Source organism: Methylobacterium sp. 142-1Y, assembly GCF_057747795.1.
Window position 1 is genome coordinate 5,424,567 of the sequence record NZ_CM173224.1, and the last position, 15,394, is coordinate 5,439,960.

At 67.2% G+C, this 15,394-nt stretch carries 16 protein-coding genes and 1 tRNA gene; 9 read left to right on the forward strand and 8 right to left on the reverse strand.

Annotation, left to right across the window (positions count from 1 at the left end):
• Positions 1 to 88 precede the first annotated feature (88 nt).
• Entirely contained in the window at positions 89 to 763 is a 675-nt protein-coding gene (locus tag AC3AOF_RS24930) for a response regulator transcription factor (RefSeq protein WP_236988321.1), read from the reverse strand.
• A 160-nt stretch (positions 764 to 923) separates the two neighbouring features.
• On the opposite strand from AC3AOF_RS24930, the gene AC3AOF_RS24935 reads away from it, so the two are divergent.
• From AC3AOF_RS24935 to AC3AOF_RS24955, 5 genes are all read left to right on the forward strand, one after another.
• Positions 924 to 1,694 carry an ABC transporter ATP-binding protein gene (locus AC3AOF_RS24935; RefSeq protein ID WP_109960103.1) on the forward strand — a complete coding sequence of 257 codons (771 nt, stop codon included), beginning with the start codon at positions 924 to 926 and terminating at the stop codon, positions 1,692 to 1,694.
• A 59-nt stretch (positions 1,695 to 1,753) separates the two neighbouring features.
• The gene (locus AC3AOF_RS24940) at positions 1,754 to 2,608 is read left to right on the forward strand and encodes an ABC transporter permease (RefSeq protein WP_442919343.1); all 855 of its coding nucleotides are present in this window, start codon (positions 1,754 to 1,756) and stop codon (positions 2,606 to 2,608) included.
• A gap of 72 nt (positions 2,609 to 2,680) precedes the next feature.
• Positions 2,681 to 3,697, forward strand: a complete 1,017-nt coding sequence (locus tag AC3AOF_RS24945; RefSeq protein WP_236988319.1) for an ABC transporter substrate-binding protein — start codon at positions 2,681 to 2,683, stop codon at positions 3,695 to 3,697.
• A 99-nt stretch (positions 3,698 to 3,796) separates the two neighbouring features.
• A complete protein-coding gene (locus AC3AOF_RS24950; protein ID WP_236988318.1) occupies positions 3,797 to 4,003 on the forward strand; it encodes a hypothetical protein in 207 nt (68 codons plus the stop codon).
• Positions 4,004 to 4,160: 157 nt separating this feature from the next.
• Positions 4,161 to 4,397 (forward strand): hypothetical protein, encoded by a 237-nt coding sequence (locus AC3AOF_RS24955; protein ID WP_236988317.1) that lies wholly within the window; start codon positions 4,161 to 4,163, stop codon positions 4,395 to 4,397.
• Here AC3AOF_RS24955 and AC3AOF_RS24960 read toward each other — a convergent pair.
• A complete protein-coding gene (locus tag AC3AOF_RS24960; protein WP_236988316.1) occupies positions 4,375 to 4,788 on the reverse strand; it encodes a response regulator in 414 nt (137 codons plus the stop codon). The two genes, AC3AOF_RS24955 and AC3AOF_RS24960, sit on opposite strands and share 23 nt — an antisense overlap.
• 285 nt (positions 4,789 to 5,073) lie before the next feature.
• Here AC3AOF_RS24960 and AC3AOF_RS24965 point away from each other — a divergent pair.
• Together AC3AOF_RS24965 and AC3AOF_RS24970 are read left to right on the forward strand one after the other, a co-directional pair.
• Positions 5,074 to 5,163, forward strand: a tRNA-Ser gene (locus tag AC3AOF_RS24965).
• A gap of 415 nt (positions 5,164 to 5,578) precedes the next feature.
• The gene (locus AC3AOF_RS24970; RefSeq protein WP_488346788.1) at positions 5,579 to 6,007 is read left to right on the forward strand and encodes a hypothetical protein; all 429 of its coding nucleotides are present in this window, start codon (positions 5,579 to 5,581) and stop codon (positions 6,005 to 6,007) included.
• A 60-nt stretch (positions 6,008 to 6,067) separates the two neighbouring features.
• Here the strand turns inward: AC3AOF_RS24970 and AC3AOF_RS24975 are convergent, their stop codons facing one another.
• The 6 genes from AC3AOF_RS24975 to AC3AOF_RS25000 all read right to left on the reverse strand — a co-directional run bounded on the left by AC3AOF_RS24975 (position 6,068) and on the right by AC3AOF_RS25000 (position 13,015).
• The gene (locus AC3AOF_RS24975) at positions 6,068 to 7,207 is read right to left on the reverse strand and encodes an amidohydrolase/deacetylase family metallohydrolase (RefSeq protein WP_488346789.1); all 1,140 of its coding nucleotides are present in this window, start codon (positions 7,205 to 7,207) and stop codon (positions 6,068 to 6,070) included.
• Between the two features lie 139 nt (positions 7,208 to 7,346).
• Positions 7,347 to 8,342 carry an ABC transporter ATP-binding protein gene (locus tag AC3AOF_RS24980; RefSeq protein ID WP_236988313.1) on the reverse strand — a complete coding sequence of 332 codons (996 nt, stop codon included), beginning with the start codon at positions 8,340 to 8,342 and terminating at the stop codon, positions 7,347 to 7,349.
• Positions 8,339 to 9,331, reverse strand: coding sequence for an ABC transporter ATP-binding protein (locus AC3AOF_RS24985; protein ID WP_488346790.1), 993 nt, complete (start codon positions 9,329 to 9,331; stop codon positions 8,339 to 8,341). Before AC3AOF_RS24985 ends, AC3AOF_RS24980 begins: the two co-directional genes overlap by 4 nt.
• Positions 9,332 to 9,550: 219 nt before the next feature.
• Positions 9,551 to 10,474: an ABC transporter permease gene (locus AC3AOF_RS24990; protein WP_488346791.1), complete on the reverse strand. Its 924-nt coding sequence runs from the start codon at positions 10,472 to 10,474 to the stop codon at positions 9,551 to 9,553.
• The gene (locus AC3AOF_RS24995) at positions 10,471 to 11,367 is read right to left on the reverse strand and encodes an ABC transporter permease (protein ID WP_488349049.1); all 897 of its coding nucleotides are present in this window, start codon (positions 11,365 to 11,367) and stop codon (positions 10,471 to 10,473) included. The genes AC3AOF_RS24990 and AC3AOF_RS24995 overlap by 4 nt, the downstream gene beginning before the upstream one ends.
• 55 nt (positions 11,368 to 11,422) lie before the next feature.
• The gene (locus AC3AOF_RS25000) at positions 11,423 to 13,015 is read right to left on the reverse strand and encodes an ABC transporter substrate-binding protein (protein ID WP_488346792.1); all 1,593 of its coding nucleotides are present in this window, start codon (positions 13,013 to 13,015) and stop codon (positions 11,423 to 11,425) included.
• A 353-nt stretch (positions 13,016 to 13,368) separates the two neighbouring features.
• Between AC3AOF_RS25000 and AC3AOF_RS25005 the strand changes: the two genes are divergently transcribed.
• Positions 13,369 to 13,590, forward strand: coding sequence for a PilZ domain-containing protein (locus tag AC3AOF_RS25005; protein ID WP_236988309.1), 222 nt, complete (start codon positions 13,369 to 13,371; stop codon positions 13,588 to 13,590).
• Positions 13,591 to 14,189: 599 nt separating this feature from the next.
• Positions 14,190 to 14,915 (forward strand): Hint domain-containing protein, encoded by a 726-nt coding sequence (locus AC3AOF_RS25010; protein ID WP_236988308.1) that lies wholly within the window; start codon positions 14,190 to 14,192, stop codon positions 14,913 to 14,915.
• Positions 14,916 to 15,394: the final 479 nt, after the last annotated feature.

Consider the following 15,394-nt stretch of genomic DNA (forward strand, 5'->3'; position numbering starts at 1 on the left):
TTCGAGGTCAGTCGATCTGCGATCGCCAACACCTCAGGATGAGGTCGCTGATGGGAGGGCGACATCGGCGGCTCCATCGTCGTCGACATCACTCCTGGCACACCACCTGATACCCAAGCCCCCGAAGCGTGCGGATCTCGGCCTGCGCCCCGGCGGCGGTGAGCTTGCGGCGCAGGCGCGCCACGATCTGCTCGACGGCGTTCTCGCTCGATTCCTCCTCGAAGGCGAAGACCCGCTCCAGGAGCTCCCCCTTGGCGAAGATGCGCCCCGGCCGCGCCGCCAGGATCTCGATCAGGGTCCATTCCCGGCGCGTCAGGTCCAGGGTCTCGCCCGCCACGCTGGCGTTGCGCGCCTCCCGGTCGAGGCGCAGGTTGCCCAGCGTCAGCGCGTTGTCGGCATGCCCGCTGTTGCGGCGTAGCAGCGCCCGCACCCTGGCCTCCAGTTCGCGGAAGTCGAACGGCTTCACCAGGTAGTCGTCGGCTCCGAGATCGAGCGCACCGACCCGGTCGTCGACCTCCGATCGGGCAGTGAGCACCAGGACCGGCACCGGACCCCGGCGCGCCCGCAGGCGCTTGAGGATCGCGAAGCCGTCGAGCCCCGGCAGGTTTACGTCGAGGACCACGAGGTCGTAGGCCTGGACGGCGAGCAGCGCATCGCCGGCCGCCCCGTCGGTTTCCCAATCGACCGCGTGGCCGAGCCCGCGCAGCCGCGCGGCGATGGCCTCGCCCACGTCCCGCGTGTCCTCGACGAGCAGGATACGCACGAAAATTCCTCTTCGATCATCACCCGGCATTATCTGTCAGGTCGGCGACAGGTTCGAAGGCTACCCAACCCCCAACGCCGGGCCAAGCACCTTCAAGGAAAGAATCACCATCAAGGACAAGAGCTTCGGTCCGCAGACGACGAAACGGGGAGGACACGCCATGAACGCACGCCCGACCATCATCCCTGAGCCGCTGCTCCAGGTCCAGGGTGTCACGCTCCAGTACAAGACGACCGATCATCTGGTCACCGCGACCTACCGGGTCGATTTCGAGGTGATGCCGGGCGACCGCTACATCCTGCTCGGGCCGTCGGGTTGCGGCAAGTCGACCCTGCTCAAGGCGATCGGCGGCTACATGACTCCGGTCGAGGGCGAGATCAAGCTCAAGGGCCGCAAGGTCACCGAGCCCGGCCCCGACCGGATGATGGTGTTTCAGGAGTTCGACCAGCTCCTGCCCTGGAAGACCGTCAGGCAGAACGTCGCCTTCGCGCTCACCGCGAGCGGCCGCGCGACCGGCGCGGAAGCCGATGACCGGGCGATGTCGTACATCGAGAAGGTGGGCCTCGCGAAGTTCGCCGATTCCTTCCCCCACATGCTGTCGGGCGGCATGAAGCAGCGCGTGGCGATCGCCCGCGGCATGGCGATGGAGCCCGACATCCTGCTGATGGACGAGCCCTTCGCGGCCCTCGACGCCCTCACCCGCCGCAAGATGCAGGACGAGCTGTTGCGCCTGTGGGAGGACACCCGCTTCACGGTGCTTTTCGTCACCCACTCGATCGAGGAGGCGATCAAGGTCGGCACCCGCATCCTGCTGCTCTCGCCCCATCCGGGCCAGGTCAAGGCGGAGCTCAACAGCCTGCCGGCCTCGGAACTGGGCACCGCCGCGCAGGGCGCCCTGGAGACCCGCATCAACGACATGCTGTTCGCCTGACAACGAGACATTCCGGGAGATACGCCGTGACCGCCACCCTCGCCCCCCTCTCGACATCTCTGGCCCCGCGGCCCGAGATCGTCCGCGAGACCTCCGCCGCCGGTGCGATCAGCGTCGAGCAGCGCCTGTCCTTCGCCGAGCTCGCCTATCGCCAGAGCTGGCTGCGCAAGGCCGTCGTGCTCGCCGCCCTCGCGGTGGTCTGGGAAATCTATGGCCGCTGGCTCGACAACCCGCTCCTGTTCCCGACCTTCTCGGCGACCGTCGAGGCCTTCGTCTCCTCGGTCCTGAGCGGCGAGATCCCCGCCAAGGCGCTGATCTCGCTCCAGACGCTGGCCATCGGCTACGGCATCGGCATCGGGCTCGCGGCCCTGCTGACCACGCTCGCCATCGGCTCGCGGATCGGCACCGACCTGCTCGAGACGCTGACCGCGATGTTCAATCCCCTGCCGGCCATCGCGCTCCTGCCGCTGGCGCTGATCTGGTTCGGCCTCGGCCAGGGCAGCGTGGTGTTCGTCCTCGTCCACTCGGTGCTGTGGGCGATCGCGCTCAACACCCATGCGGGCTTCCGCTCGGTCTCGAACACCCTCAAGATGGTCGGGCTGAACTACGGCCTGCGCAACCTGAGCCTGGTGCGGGCGATCCTGATCCCGGCGGCCTTCCCCTCGATCCTCACCGGCCTCAAGGTCGGCTGGGCCTTCGCCTGGCGCACGCTGATCGCCGCGGAACTGGTCTTCGGCGTGTCCTCGGGCTCGGGCGGGCTCGGCTGGTACATCTTCGAGAACCGCAATGCGCTCGAGACCACCAACGTCTTTGCCGGCCTGTTCACCGTCATCATGATCGGCCTCTTCGTCGAGAACGTGATCTTCGCCAACATCGAGAAGAAGACGATCCGCCGCTGGGGCATGCAGCACTAAAAAAACGACCCCACACCCCCTGGATCGCGCACGGTCCCGGGGGCATGAACGACGAAAACGGGAGGATCCCCCATGTTCGCACGCAAGCTCCTCGGCCTCGCGGCCGGCGCGGCCCTCGCTTTCTCCCTCGGGCTGGTCCCTGCCCGCGCCGAGGTGTCGGAGGTCCGCATCTCGAAGGGCTACGGCGTCCTCTACCTGCCGCTCTTCGTGATGCAGGAGAAGAAGTTCCTGGAGGCCCAGGCCGCCAGGGCGGGCCTCGGCGACGTCAAGGTGAGCTGGCTCACGCTGGACGGCGGCAACGTCATCAACGACGCGATGATCTCCGGCGCGCTCGACATCGCCGGCACCGGGGCGCCGGGCTTCCTCGCCCTGTGGTCGAAGGGCCGCGGCAGCCCCAAGACCGAGGTGATCGGCATCTCAGGCATGTCGACGACGGCGCTCGACCTCAACGTCAACAAGCCCGAGATCAAGTCGCTCGCCGACTTCACCCCGAAGGACAAGATCGCGATTCCGGGCATCAAGACCTCGCTGGCCGCGGTGGTGCTGCAGATGGCGGTGGCCAAGCAGTTCGGGCCGGAGAACTACGCCAAGCTCGATTCGAGCACCGTCGGCCTGCCGCATCCGGAGGCGGTCGCGGCGCTTCTGTCCGGCAAGACCGAGATCGTCGCCCATTTCGCCTCGCCGCCCTTCACCGGCGTCGAGCGCGCCGACCCGAAGATCCGCACGATCCTCAAGGCCTCGCAGGTCTTCGGCGACATCACCCTCGACGTGGTGTTCGCGCTCAAGCGCTTCACCGAGGCGAACCCGAAGATGACCCAGGCCTTCCTGGCCGCCCTCGACGAGTCTTGCGACTTCATCAAGGCCAACAAGGCCGAAACCGCCGAGATCTTCGCCCGCGCCTCCAAGGTGAAGGTGTCGCCCCAGGACGTCGCCCAGATCCTCGACGACCCGGACAGCCGGTTCTCGGCGACGCCGCACGGCATCATGGAGTTCGTGACCTTCATGAACCGGGCCGGCATCATGAAGACCAAGCCGGCGACCTGGCAGGACCTGTTCATCCCGGCCCTGCGCGACCGCGCCGGCAGCTGATCGGGTCGAGGGTCCGCACCCTCGAGACCGGCCCCGCCGCGCCCCGCGCGGCGGGGCTTGTTTACCAATGGTTAAGCATGTCGGTCCTTGATGCCGGCCATGCCGACTCAGCCTCTGACAGCTCATCTGGCCCCGGATCCGCTCGGCGACGCCCGGGACCTGCACGCCAGCATCGCGGCCCTGCGCCGGCTCCTGATCGCGCAGAGCCGCCAGTTCGAGGCCATCGAGCGCCGCCTCTCCCCGGCCCGCAGCCCGGCCGAGACGGGGGCCCTGCGCCTGCGCGCCCTCAAGGGCGGGAGCGTCTGACGCCCGCGCAGGGGCACTCCCTCCGGGTATTCAACCGCGAGGTGCAGGCCCGCCTGTCGTGCACGTCGGTGACCGGGCCGTAACCTTGATCCCGTTCCGCATGGACCACCCCTCGCCGCACCGCGTTACCCGGTTGACAGCGAGAGGAGGCCCAGCCGTGGACACCTGCACCGGAACGCCCGTCAGCCTGACCCTGGGCGGTCGCAGGATCGAGGGTGTCCTGCGGGCGGTGGGCGATTCCGTCGAGATGCCGGAGGCGCCGGGCAGCCCGGCGCGCCGGCTGCGCAACCTGATCCTCGATTTCGGGCCGGCCTGCGCGCCCGTGGAGGTGTGGCTGGCCGAGCCGGAGCCGCCGGGGCTTCCGCCCAACCCTAGGCTTTCAGCAAGATCCTGAGTTCGTCCAGGATGTCGTCGCCGCGGCAGGGACGGGCGACGAAGCGGGCATGGGCGGGCATCCGGTCGGGATCGGGCTTGCTGCGCCCGGACACGACGACGATCGGCAAATCGGGCCGCATCTGCGCCGCCGCGCGGGCGAGCTCGAACCCGTCGGTCCTGCCGGACAATTCGACATCGGTGATCAGCGCGACGATGTCCCGGCGCAGCTCGAGCAGGGAGAGCGCCCGCTCGGCGGAGGCCGATTGCAGCGCCTCGAACCCGGCCGCATCCAGCACGTCGCTGAGATCCATGATCGTCAGCGCCTCGTCCTCCACCACCAGGATGACGGGGCGCTCGTGCCTGGTCTCGTCCTCGGCAGCGTTCTCGGCCTTCACGGTGTCGTTGCTCACGTCGCCTGTCCTTGCCGGTCGGGCCCGTCCGGGACGCCCGCCCGGAAAGCGGCGCGGTCGGACAGGCCGTCGTCGTGTTGTCGGGCGGCCGCTCCCGGCCGGCCGGCGCCCACGCACCGGCCGTTGATCGAAACGGCCGATACCCTGCGCCGGTTGCAGCCCCGAGGCCGTCGCATCGACGAGAATTCGTCCCATCGGCGATCTGCCGCTTGCGCCGCGGCCCGCGCCCCGCTAGAGCACGGCACCGACCCGCACGGACGCCCCGGCGCCGCGCAGGTCTGGCCCGGAGAGGTGGCCGAGTGGTTGAAGGCGCACGCCTGGAACGCGTGTATACGGGCAACCGTATCGAGGGTTCGAATCCCTCTCTCTCCGCCAGATTTCTGGCAGTTTGAAAAAATCCTTTGGTTGTTTAGATGCGATGGTCATGCCTTTAACGTTAGGCTTAGATTAGTCGCTGTAGTTATCCCCCATGCGGTACGGCTGGCTGTCCTAGAGCATTTTTCGACGAAGTGGATGCCGGTTCGTCGCAGAAAATGCGGCAAAAACAAAGACCTAGAGAGCTTCGCGATTGCAGTGCGATCGTGAAGTGCTCTAATGGTCGTGACCGGCGCTATCGCTGAGATGCAGAGCACCGGCGGCATGCTATTCGCGGCACTCGTGCTCCTCACCTGTTGCGCCCGCACGACTTAACGCAAACCGGCGTCATTCCGACATCAAACCTTGTCAGCTGTGCTGGTCCAGGCTTGAGGCCATCCCGCATCGCGAGGCCTCGGTCGCGACAGGATTGCTCATGGCGCAGTCGATCGCGGTCGCCCGCTGCGATTCAGTATCTGCGCAATGCGTCCCAAAAAATATCCGGTGCGTCCCGCAAAGGGAATCAGGGGTATCCCCGATCGCGCGTTTGTTGCTCAGTCGCCATCGCTGGGGCATGCGGCATGCCTGTCGATTGTTGAAACAATTCCAACTTATGCCACGCTACCGTTTCAGGCTGAGCATCTTCGAGAGTCTTCTCGACCCGGGGAATTGGCTGGAGCTGCCTGACAGAGACGCTGCGGTAGCGAAGGCGCGCCAGATCGCGCAGGCGCTCCTCAGCGTCGCCGATCAGAGAGTGCCGTGGGTGGAAGGCGAGGTCGTGGTCGAATGCAGCGACGGCAGCCAGCCCATCGTCTTGCCCATCATCGACATGGCCGTGGGCGAGGCCAAAGCGACCTGGCACTGAGTCATGTGCCGGGTCGCTGGTCCGGTGCCGCCGAAGACCGTCGTCTCGCGGCCGTTGGCATCACACCGGATGCCACCACCGCCCGCGCAGGACCACGCACTCCGAGGTGATGCGCCGGTCCCCTTTCATGTGCTCGCCCAGCACGTCGACGTAGTCGAATTCGCCCTCGCGCACGGCGAGCACCGTCGCGTCGCCGAGCGCTCCGACCTTCAGGGTGCCATATTCCATGCGCTTCAGCGCTACCGCGGCATTCACCGTCGAGGCGGCGATCACCTCGTTCAGGCTCATGCCGAGGCAGAGCATCTTCGACATCGTGGTGACCTGGTCGAAGGCCGGGCCGTCGATGCACAGGGCGTGGACGTCCGACGAGATCGTGTCCGGCTGGAAGCCGCCGGCCAGCATGGCGCGGGCGGTCTTGAAGGCGAAGGAGCCCTTGCCATGGCCGATATCGAACAGGATGCCGCGCTCGCGCGCCTGGCGCACCGCCGGCTTCACCGCGCCTTGCGCGGTCACGGGTGAGTTCGGGAACGGCCGGAAGGCGTGGGTGAGCACGTCGCCGGGGCGGAGCATGTCCAGCACCGCCTCGTAGCTCGGCGGCGGCTCGTCGATATGGGCCATCAGCGGCAGCCCCGTTTCCTCGGCGACCTGGAGGGCGATCTCGAGGGGTGCGATCCCCTGCTCGCCCGAGGCATGGGCGCCGACCCGGACCTTGATGCCGATGATCACGTCGCGGTTGGCCTCGGCCACCGCCACGGCCTCGCGGGGCGCCATCAGGCGCATGTCCTGGCTCTCGCCGACCATGATGGTCTTGGAGAAACCGTAGATGCCCGCGAACGAGACGTGCAGGTAGGCGAGGATGCGGGCTTCCGCGCGCTCGATGACGTGCTTGCGGAAGCCCGGAAAGTTGCCGGGCCCGGCGCTGCCGGTATCGACCGAGGTGGTGACGCCCGACAGCCGGCAGAACGCGTCGGCATCGATGCCGAGCGAGGTGCCGCCCCAATAGACGTGGGTATGCAGGTCGATGAGGCCCGGGGTGACGATCGCCCCGTTCATCTCCCGGACCTCCGTCCCCTCCCCCGCCGGCAGGCCGCGGCCGAAGCCCGAGACGAGGCCGTTGGCGAAGGCGACGTCGGCGACCGCATCGTGGTTCTGCGAGGGATCGATGATGCGGGCGCCCCGCAGGATCAGCTCGTGCTGCACGGCTCTACCTCTGGCGATGATCACAAGAGCATTTTCCGACGAAGTGGATGCCGGTTCGTCGCAGAAAATGCGGCTAAACCAAAAATCTGGAGCACGTCGCGATCGCGATGCGATCGTGACGTGCTCCAGGGCAGGCCCGTCACGCGGCCTGCGCCGGCAGGCCGGCGCGGTCGAGGTGGCAGGCGGCGAAATGATGGCCGCCGACCGGATCGAGCCGCGGCTCCTCGGTGCGGCAGCGGTCGAAGGCGTGGGGGCAGCGGGTGTGGAAGCGGCAGCCGCTCGGCGGGTCGATCGGGCTCGGCACGTCGCCGCGCAGGACGATGCGGGTGCGCCCGGCATCGGGCTCGGGCACCGGCACGGCGGAGAGCAGGGCCTGGGTGTAGGGGTGTTTCGGCGCCAGGAAGATCTCGCGGCGCGGGCCGATCTCGACGATCTTGCCGAGATACATCACCGCGACCCGATGCGTCATGTGCTCGACGATGGCGAGGTCGTGCGAGATGAACAGCAAGGCCAGGTCGAGTTCCTTCTGCAAATCCTGCAGCAGGTTGACGATCTGCGCCTTGACCGAGACGTCGAGGGCCGAGACCGCCTCGTCGCAGATGATCAGGTCCGGCTCGGCGGCGAGCGCCCGGGCGATGCCGATGCGCTGGCGCTGGCCGCCGGAGAATTCGTGCGGGAACCGCGTCAGCGCCTCCCGCGGCAGGCCGACCCGCTCCATCAGGGCGGCGAGCCGCGTATCGAGATCGGCGCGGTTCCTGGCGAGACCGAAATTGCGGATCGGCTCGGCCAGGATGTCGCGCACCCGCATCCGCGGATTGAGCGAGGAGAACGGGTCCTGGAACACCATCTGGATCCGCCGGCGCAGGGGGCGAAGCGCGCCGGCGGACAGGTCGTCGATGCGTTTCCCTGCAAGCACCACCTGGCCGGAGGTCGGCGGGAACAGCCGCATCAGGCTGCGGGCGACCGTGGACTTGCCGCAGCCGGATTCGCCGACGAGGGACAGGGTCTCGCCCTTCTCCAGGGTGAAGGAGACGCCATCCACCGCCTTGAGGCTGCGGGCCTGGCGGCCCAGCAAGCCGCCGCCGAGGAGGAAGTGCTTGCGCAGGTCGTTGACGGCGAGGAGCGGGGTGCTCACGCGGCGAGCGCGTCCTTCGGCGCATGGTGGCAGGCGGCGAGGTGGTCGTGGGCCTTCGGCTCGAGCGCCGGGGCGTGGCTGCGGCAGAGATCGGTGACGGAGGGGCAGCGGCCGGCAAAGACGCAGCCCTCGATCCGGGTCTTCAGGCTCGGCACCATGCCGGGAATCTCGGCCAGCCGCTGGGGCGCACCCGGCCGTTCGGCGGCGCCGAGGCGCGGGACCGCGCCCATCAGGCCGCGCGTGTAGGGGTGGCGGGGCGCGCGGAAGAGGTCGCGGACCGCGGCCTCCTCGACCTTGCGGCCGGCATACATCACCACCACCCGGTCGGCGACCTCCGCCACCACGCCGAGATCGTGGGTGATCAGCATGATGGCGGCCCCGACCCGGCGCTTGAGGTCGCGCATCAGGTCGAGGATCTGGGCCTGGATCGTCACGTCCAGCGCCGTGGTCGGCTCGTCGGCGATCAGCAGTTTGGGCGAGCAGGCGAGCGCGATGGCGATCATCACCCGCTGGCGCATGCCGCCGGAGAGCTGGTGCGGGTATTCCCGGACGCGGCGGCGCGGCTCGGGGATGCCGACCAGCGTCAGCATCTCCACCGCCCGCTCCTCCGCCTCCTTGCGCGACAGGCCCTGATGCAGCCGCAGGGTCTCGCCGATCTGGCGCCCGACCGTCAGCACCGGGTTGAGCGAGGTCATCGGCTCCTGGAAGATCACGCTGATGGCGTTGCCGCGGATGCGGCGCATCTCGCGCTCGGGCAGGTCGAGGAGGTCGCGGCCCTCGAACCGGATCGCGCCGGCGAGCCGCGCCGGCGGTTCCGGCAGGAGCCGCAGGATCGACATCGAGGTCACCGACTTGCCGCAGCCGGATTCGCCGACGATCGCCAGGGTCTCGCCGGCTCGAATCGCGAAGGAGACCCCGTCGACCGCGCGGTTGACCCCGTCGGGCGTGCGGAAATGGACCTGGAGGTTCTCGACGGAGAGGAGCGTCATGGGCGTCGTCTCCGGAATGAGCATGAGGTGTTCAATATGACGATCTCACCCGCGACCTCATCCTGAGGTGCTGCGTAGCAGCCTCGAAGGAGGGCTCCAGAAAGCGCGGTGCTCGCTGGAGCCCTCCTTCGAGGCTCCCTGCGGTCGCACCTCAGGATGAGGTCGCGCGTGGGAGGACGAGGATGTCCGGGTGGCTGCCTCTCCGCAGCAGGCAGGCCCTCACACATCCTTCGCCATCCGCGGGTCGAGGGCATCGCGCAACCCGTCGCCGACGAGGTTCACGGCGAGCACGGTGAGCGACAGGAAGATCGCCGGGAACAGGATGATGGTGAACTTCACCTGCCAGAGCGCCCGGCCCTCGGCCATGATGTTGCCCCAGGACGGGGTCGCGGGCGGCACGCCGGCGCCGATGAACGACAGGATCGATTCGGCGATCATGGCCGAGGCGCAGATATAGGTCGCCTGCACGGTCATCGGTGCCAGCGTGTTGGGCAGGATGTGGCGCCAGATGATCATCGGCATCCGGGTGCCGGTGGTCACCGCCGCCTCGACATAGGGCTGCTCGCGCAACGACAGCACGACGCCGCGCACCAGCCGCGCCACGCGCGGGATCTCCGCCACGGTGATCGCCAGGATCACGTTCCCGATCGAACCTCTTGTCAGCGCCATGAGCGCGATGGCCAGCAGGATCGGCGGGATCGACATCAGCCCGTCGACGACCCGCATGATGATCCCGTCGGCCCAGCGCACCATGCCGGAGACGAGGCCGACGACGAGCCCGGCGAGCGAGGCGAACAGCGCCACCGCGAAGCCGACGAGGAGCGAGACCCGGGCGCCGTAGATCACCCGGGAATAGAGGTCGCGCCCGAGCATGTCGGTGCCGAACCAGTATTGGGCGGACGGCACCCGCGTGCGCCGCGACGGCGCGATCGCCGTCGGGTCGACGGTGCCGAGATACGGCGCCAGGATCGCCATCAGGGCGACGACGAGCAGGATCACGCCGCCGATCACGATGGTCGGGTGGCGGCGCCAGGTCCGGCGGATCCGGCCATAGGCCTTGCGCGGCGGGTAGAGATCGGGCAGCGGCGCGGCGACCGCGAGGCCGGGGGGCGCTTCGCCCTGCAAGGGTTGGGCGGCGCTCAATAGCGGATCCTCGGGTCGATGAGGGTGTAGAGGACGTCGATCGCGAGGTTCACCAGCACGTAGGTGAAGCTGAACAGCAGCACGACGCCCTGGATCACCGGATAGTCGCGCCGCAGGATCGCATCGACGGTGAGCCGGCCGAGGCCGGGAATCGCGAACACCGTCTCGGTGACGACGGCGCCGCCGATGAGCAGCGCGATGCCGATGCCGATCACCGTGACGATCGGCACCGCGGCGTTCTTCAGCGCGTGGACGAACAGCACCTGCCCTTGCGCCACGCCCTTGGCCCGCGCCGTGCGGACGTAATCCTGCTGGAGCACGTCGAGCATCGTCGCCCGGGTGACCCGGGCGATCAGCGCGATGTAGACGAGGCCCAGCGTCAGCGCCGGCAGGATCAGGCTCGCGAACCACGGGCCGATCCCCTGCTCGATCGGCGTGTAGCCCTGCGCCGGCAGCCAGCCGAGTTCGAGGGCGAACACGTAGGCCAGCAGGTAGCCGACGACGAAGACCGGCACCGAGAAGCCGAGCACCGCCCCGCCCATCACGAGGCGATCGACGAGCCGCCCCGCCTTCCAGGCCGCCAGGACGCCGAGCGGCACCGCGACCAGCACCGCGAAGATCAGCGTCACCAGCATCAGCGACACGGTCGGCTGCACCCGTTGGCCGATCATGGTGGTGACCGGCAGGTTGGTGAAGATCGAGGTGCCGAGATCACCGTGCAGGATGCGCCAGGCCCACTCGCCGAAGCGGACCAGGAACGGCCGGTCGAGGCCGAGCGAGGCGCGGATGCGCTCGATATCGGCCGGCGAGGCCTGGTCGCCGGCAATGAGCGCCACCGGGTCGCCGGGGGCGAGGAACAGCAGGCTGAAGACGAACAGCCCGACGACCGCCATCACCGGGATGACGGCGAGGACGCGCTTGACGAGGAAGCCGAACACGGGGGGTTCCTCAGGCCTTGGACACGCCCCAGGTGAAGGGCAGCGGCCCCTTGCCCACGCCGGTCACGGTCTTGCGCCAGGCCTGGTAGCCGAGGAAGTAGCCGGTCGGCACGTAGACGACGCCGTCCACCGCCGCCGCGTTCACCTTGTCGATCGCCGCCTTCTCGGCGGCCGGATCGGCGGCATCGAACCACTCGGTGATGCCGGCCTCGACCGGCGGCAGGTCGGGCCAGCCGAACCAGGCCTTGTCGCCATTGGCCCGGATCGCCGGATAGACCGCCGGGTTGATGCAGTCGGCGCCGGCATGCCAGGTGTGGAACATGTTCCAGCCGCCCTGCGACGGCGGCGCCTTCGAGGCGCGCCGCGTGCCCACCGTGCCCCAGTCGGTGGCGACGAAATCGACCTTCATGCCCATCTGCTTGAGGAGGTCGGCGGTGACGTCGCCCATGTTCTTGGTGATCGACTGGTCCTGCGCCACCACGCAGACCACCGGCTCGCCCTTGTAGCCGGCCTCCGCCAGCAGCTTCTTGGCCGCCGCGATGTCGCCCTTGCCGATTTTTTGACCACCCGCTTCGCTGTAGAGCGGCGTGCCCGGGGTGAAGAAGCCCGGCAGCGGCTTCCACAGCTTGTCGTCGTCGCCGATCAGCGACCGCATGTAATCCTCCTGGTTCATGCCCATGAGCACGGCCTGGCGGATCTTGGGGTTGTCGAAGGGCGGATGGAGGTGGTTCATCCGGAACGCGCCGATATTGCCCAGCGGATCGGCGATGTCGACGTTGATGTTGGCGTTCTTGCGCAGGAGGGGGACGAGGTCGGGAATCGGGTTCTCCCACCAATCGACCTCGCCGTTCTGCAGCGCCGCCGAGGCGGTGGCCGGATCGGGCATGATGATCCACTCGACCCGGTCGAGCAGCATGCGCTTGCCGCCGGCGAGCCACGAGGACGGCTCGTCGCGCGGCTTGTAGTCCGAAAATTTCTCGAAGACCGCGCGGGCGCCGGGCACCCATTCGGCCTTGGCGAACTTCATAGGACCGGAGCCGACATACTCGGTGATCTGGGTGAAGGGATCGGTCTTGGCGATCCGCTCCGGCATGATGAAGGCGCAAGGAGCGTTGTTCTTGCCGAGCGCCAGCAGGAGCTTCGGGAACGGTTTCTTGAGCTGCCAGCGGAAGGTGCGGTCGTCGACCGGGACCAGCTCGGCCTGGATCGCCCGGATCATGATGCCCATCGGGTCGCGGGCCGACCAGCGGGTCAGGCTCGCCACCACGTCCTTCGACAGGACCGGCTCGCCGTCGTGGAACTTGAGGCCGGGCCGCAGGCGGAAAGTCCAGGTCAGGCCGTCGGCCGAGACCTCCTCCGATTCGACCATCTGGCGCTGGGGCTTCAGCTGCGCGTCGACGCCGTAGAGCATGTCCCAGACGAGGGCGGCGGCGTTGCGGACGACGTATTGCGTCCCCCAGATCGGATCGAAATTCGCCAGGTTCGCCTGCGGCACGAACCGCAGAACCTTGGCCGGTTGCGCCAGCGCCGGGGCGGCGAACTGGGGCGCCATGCCGGCGGCGCCGATGGCGGCCGAGCCTTTCAGAAACGTCCTGCGGTCCATGGCGTATCCTGCCTGCGGGGCCTGTGGTCGTGAGCCGTGCCCGGGCCCCTGAAGAGCCGGCTCTCCTGCCAGGTTCGCCTCGGTCCGATCGCTCGGTCAAGGCGGATTGCAGGGTTTCCAACGGTCACGCTCGCCCCGGGAGCAAGCTTCGCGCCAAGGGGTGCACCAAGGGGCGCGCCAAGGCGGGCGGGAGGCCGTACCGGCAGCGCCGGAGCCACTCGCCTTAAGCCCTCGTGCCTATCGCCTCCGGTCGATTTCACACGCGAACGATCGGCCATCTTGAGCAATAATCGCTCTATGGGGCTGTCCGGAACCTGACTATGAACTTATTGTCGGCATCGAGGGGCGAGCCGATGGCATCACGCGGCGAGATCATCTTCGATTCACCGTCACCCGCGGTGGATTGTCAGGTATCGAACCTTACGGTCGTCGGCGCATTGCTCACGGTCCCTGCCGGAACCGTGGTGCCGGATGCGATCACGCTGGCGATTGCCGGCGAGTTCGTGATGCGCCGCTGCCGCGTGGTGTGGCGCCGGCGCGACCAGGTCGGCGTGGCGTTCGAGATGCCGGTCTGAGGTCACCGGAGCCGACATCGCCGTGTGTCCGACCAGGATCGGTGCGATCGAGCACAAGCTCCGTCGGCGAGCCCCGGTGCCGCCCAGGTCGTCCTCGAGACCCGTGAATCGTCGCCTGATGTGGTTTTCCGACCGGGCCGCACGAAAACCGTATCGGGGGGAAGGGACGACCAGCCCGGTCGAGGAGTGTTGCATATTGGCAACATTATCGCTGAGTGTACGAATAGACTTGCGGCCAATAATATGTATTGTTCGTATGCAGCATCGCGGAGAGCGCAATGGCGGACAATTATTCCTATTCATTTGATTACACATCGGGAGTTTTTCGCCCTTCCTATGTGTCGGCTATTGGATCTTTCAGTGTAGATTATAATTCTATGCGGGTGTACGACATTAACGTCGTGTCTGGAGATATAAGATTTACGTCTGGAACGGTCGAATATGGCAAAAATTTCGATGGAACTTCATCATATAGAGTCAATTTATCGTATTCTTCAGGTACTGTAAGTAATCAATATGCGTCTATTTCAAAAGATTCGGCCGGGTTATATTTTAAATATGAGTCGGTAGATACATCTTCATTTTCTAATGTTAGTTATTTGAGGAACATATATGGCAGCGATCGCTATTTCCTGCCGGTACGTACGAGCGCCGAGGCGACGAATGCCCCCGTCACCACGGTTGCCGTTTGCTTCACGAGCGGCACGAGCATCCGCACGGATCGTGGCGACGTTGCTGTCGAGCACCTGCGCGTCGGCGACCGGGCGGTGACCGCCTCCGGCGCCCTGCGGCCGGTCACCTGGATCGGTCACCGCCGTCTTGACGCGCAGGGCCGCGTCGTGCCCCATGACCAGCAACCGATCCGCGTCCGCGCCGGTGCCTTCGGGCCGGGTCTTCCCGCCCGGAACCTCTCCCTTTCCCCCGGCCACCCGGTGCTCGTCGGGGGCGATGCGGATGGCGCGGGCGGCCACCTCGTGCCGATCATGTGCTTGATCAACGGCACCACCATCGTCCGCGAGCCGGTCTCGTCGGTCACCTACTGGCATATCGAACTCGATGCCCACGACATCCTGTTCGCCGAGGGCCTGCCCGCCGAGAGCTATCTCGACTGGGGCGACCGCCCGTTCTTCACGGAAGCCTCCGACCACGCCCTGCACAACCCCGACTTCGTCGTGCCGGGTCTTTCCGCCCGCTGCCGGCCGGTGGCCGTGGACGGCCCGGTGGTCGAGGCCGAGCGCAGGCGCCTGTCGGGCGTGTTCGCGGCGTCGCTCGGCGCCGCTTGCGCCTGGGACGAGGCCGAACGCTTCGACTGGCTCGCCGCGTAGTCCCGGCCCGAAACGCCCCGCCCGGCGCTGCCGGCGAGTTCGTGATGCGCCGCTGCCGCGTGGTGTGGCGCCGGCGCGACCAGGTGGGCGTGGCGTTCGAGATGCCGATCTGAGATCACGGGGGCGGATATCCCGTCCGGTTTCGCAGAGCGTCCGGACCGGGGCCGGTACCCTCGCCGCCCCCGCCTCTGGGCTCCGCCCCATCGTTCCGGAACTTGCGACGGATAGGCGGGAGGTGGAAAGACGTGCGCGCCCGAGTCACGTTCTACTTCTGACCTGATTTTTGTTGTATATTTGCGACATTTTGGTTTAATGACCTGAGCCGAATTGCAACTTTTGGTACTTATAATTTAGAATTTCCTGCTTCGGAGGAGGATGTCGTGGCAAGCGTTTATTCCTATACGTTTAATAGCTCGCTGACCAACTTGGACGGCAAATCGATACCCATCGCCGGATCATATTATGTAAATTACGACACA

Bases quoted from the DNA above. Each gene is read 5' to 3' on its own strand.
- AC3AOF_RS24935 (WP_109960103.1), top strand. From the start codon at position 924: ATGAACGCACGCCCGACCATCATCCCTGAGCCGCTGCTCCAGGTCCAG.
- AC3AOF_RS24945 (WP_236988319.1), top strand. From the start codon at position 2,681: ATGTTCGCACGCAAGCTCCTCGGCCTCGCGGCCGGCGCGGCCCTCGCT.
- AC3AOF_RS24950 (WP_236988318.1), top strand. From the start codon at position 3,797: ATGCCGACTCAGCCTCTGACAGCTCATCTGGCCCCGGATCCGCTCGGC.
- AC3AOF_RS24970 (WP_488346788.1), top strand. From the start codon at position 5,579: ATGGCGCAGTCGATCGCGGTCGCCCGCTGCGATTCAGTATCTGCGCAA.
- AC3AOF_RS24985 (WP_488346790.1), bottom strand. From the start codon at position 9,331: ATGACGCTCCTCTCCGTCGAGAACCTCCAGGTCCATTTCCGCACGCCC.
- AC3AOF_RS24995 (WP_488349049.1), bottom strand. From the start codon at position 11,367: ATGGCGGTCGTCGGGCTGTTCGTCTTCAGCCTGCTGTTCCTCGCCCCC.
- AC3AOF_RS25000 (WP_488346792.1), bottom strand. From the start codon at position 13,015: ATGGACCGCAGGACGTTTCTGAAAGGCTCGGCCGCCATCGGCGCCGCC.
- AC3AOF_RS25005 (WP_236988309.1), top strand. From the start codon at position 13,369: ATGGCATCACGCGGCGAGATCATCTTCGATTCACCGTCACCCGCGGTG.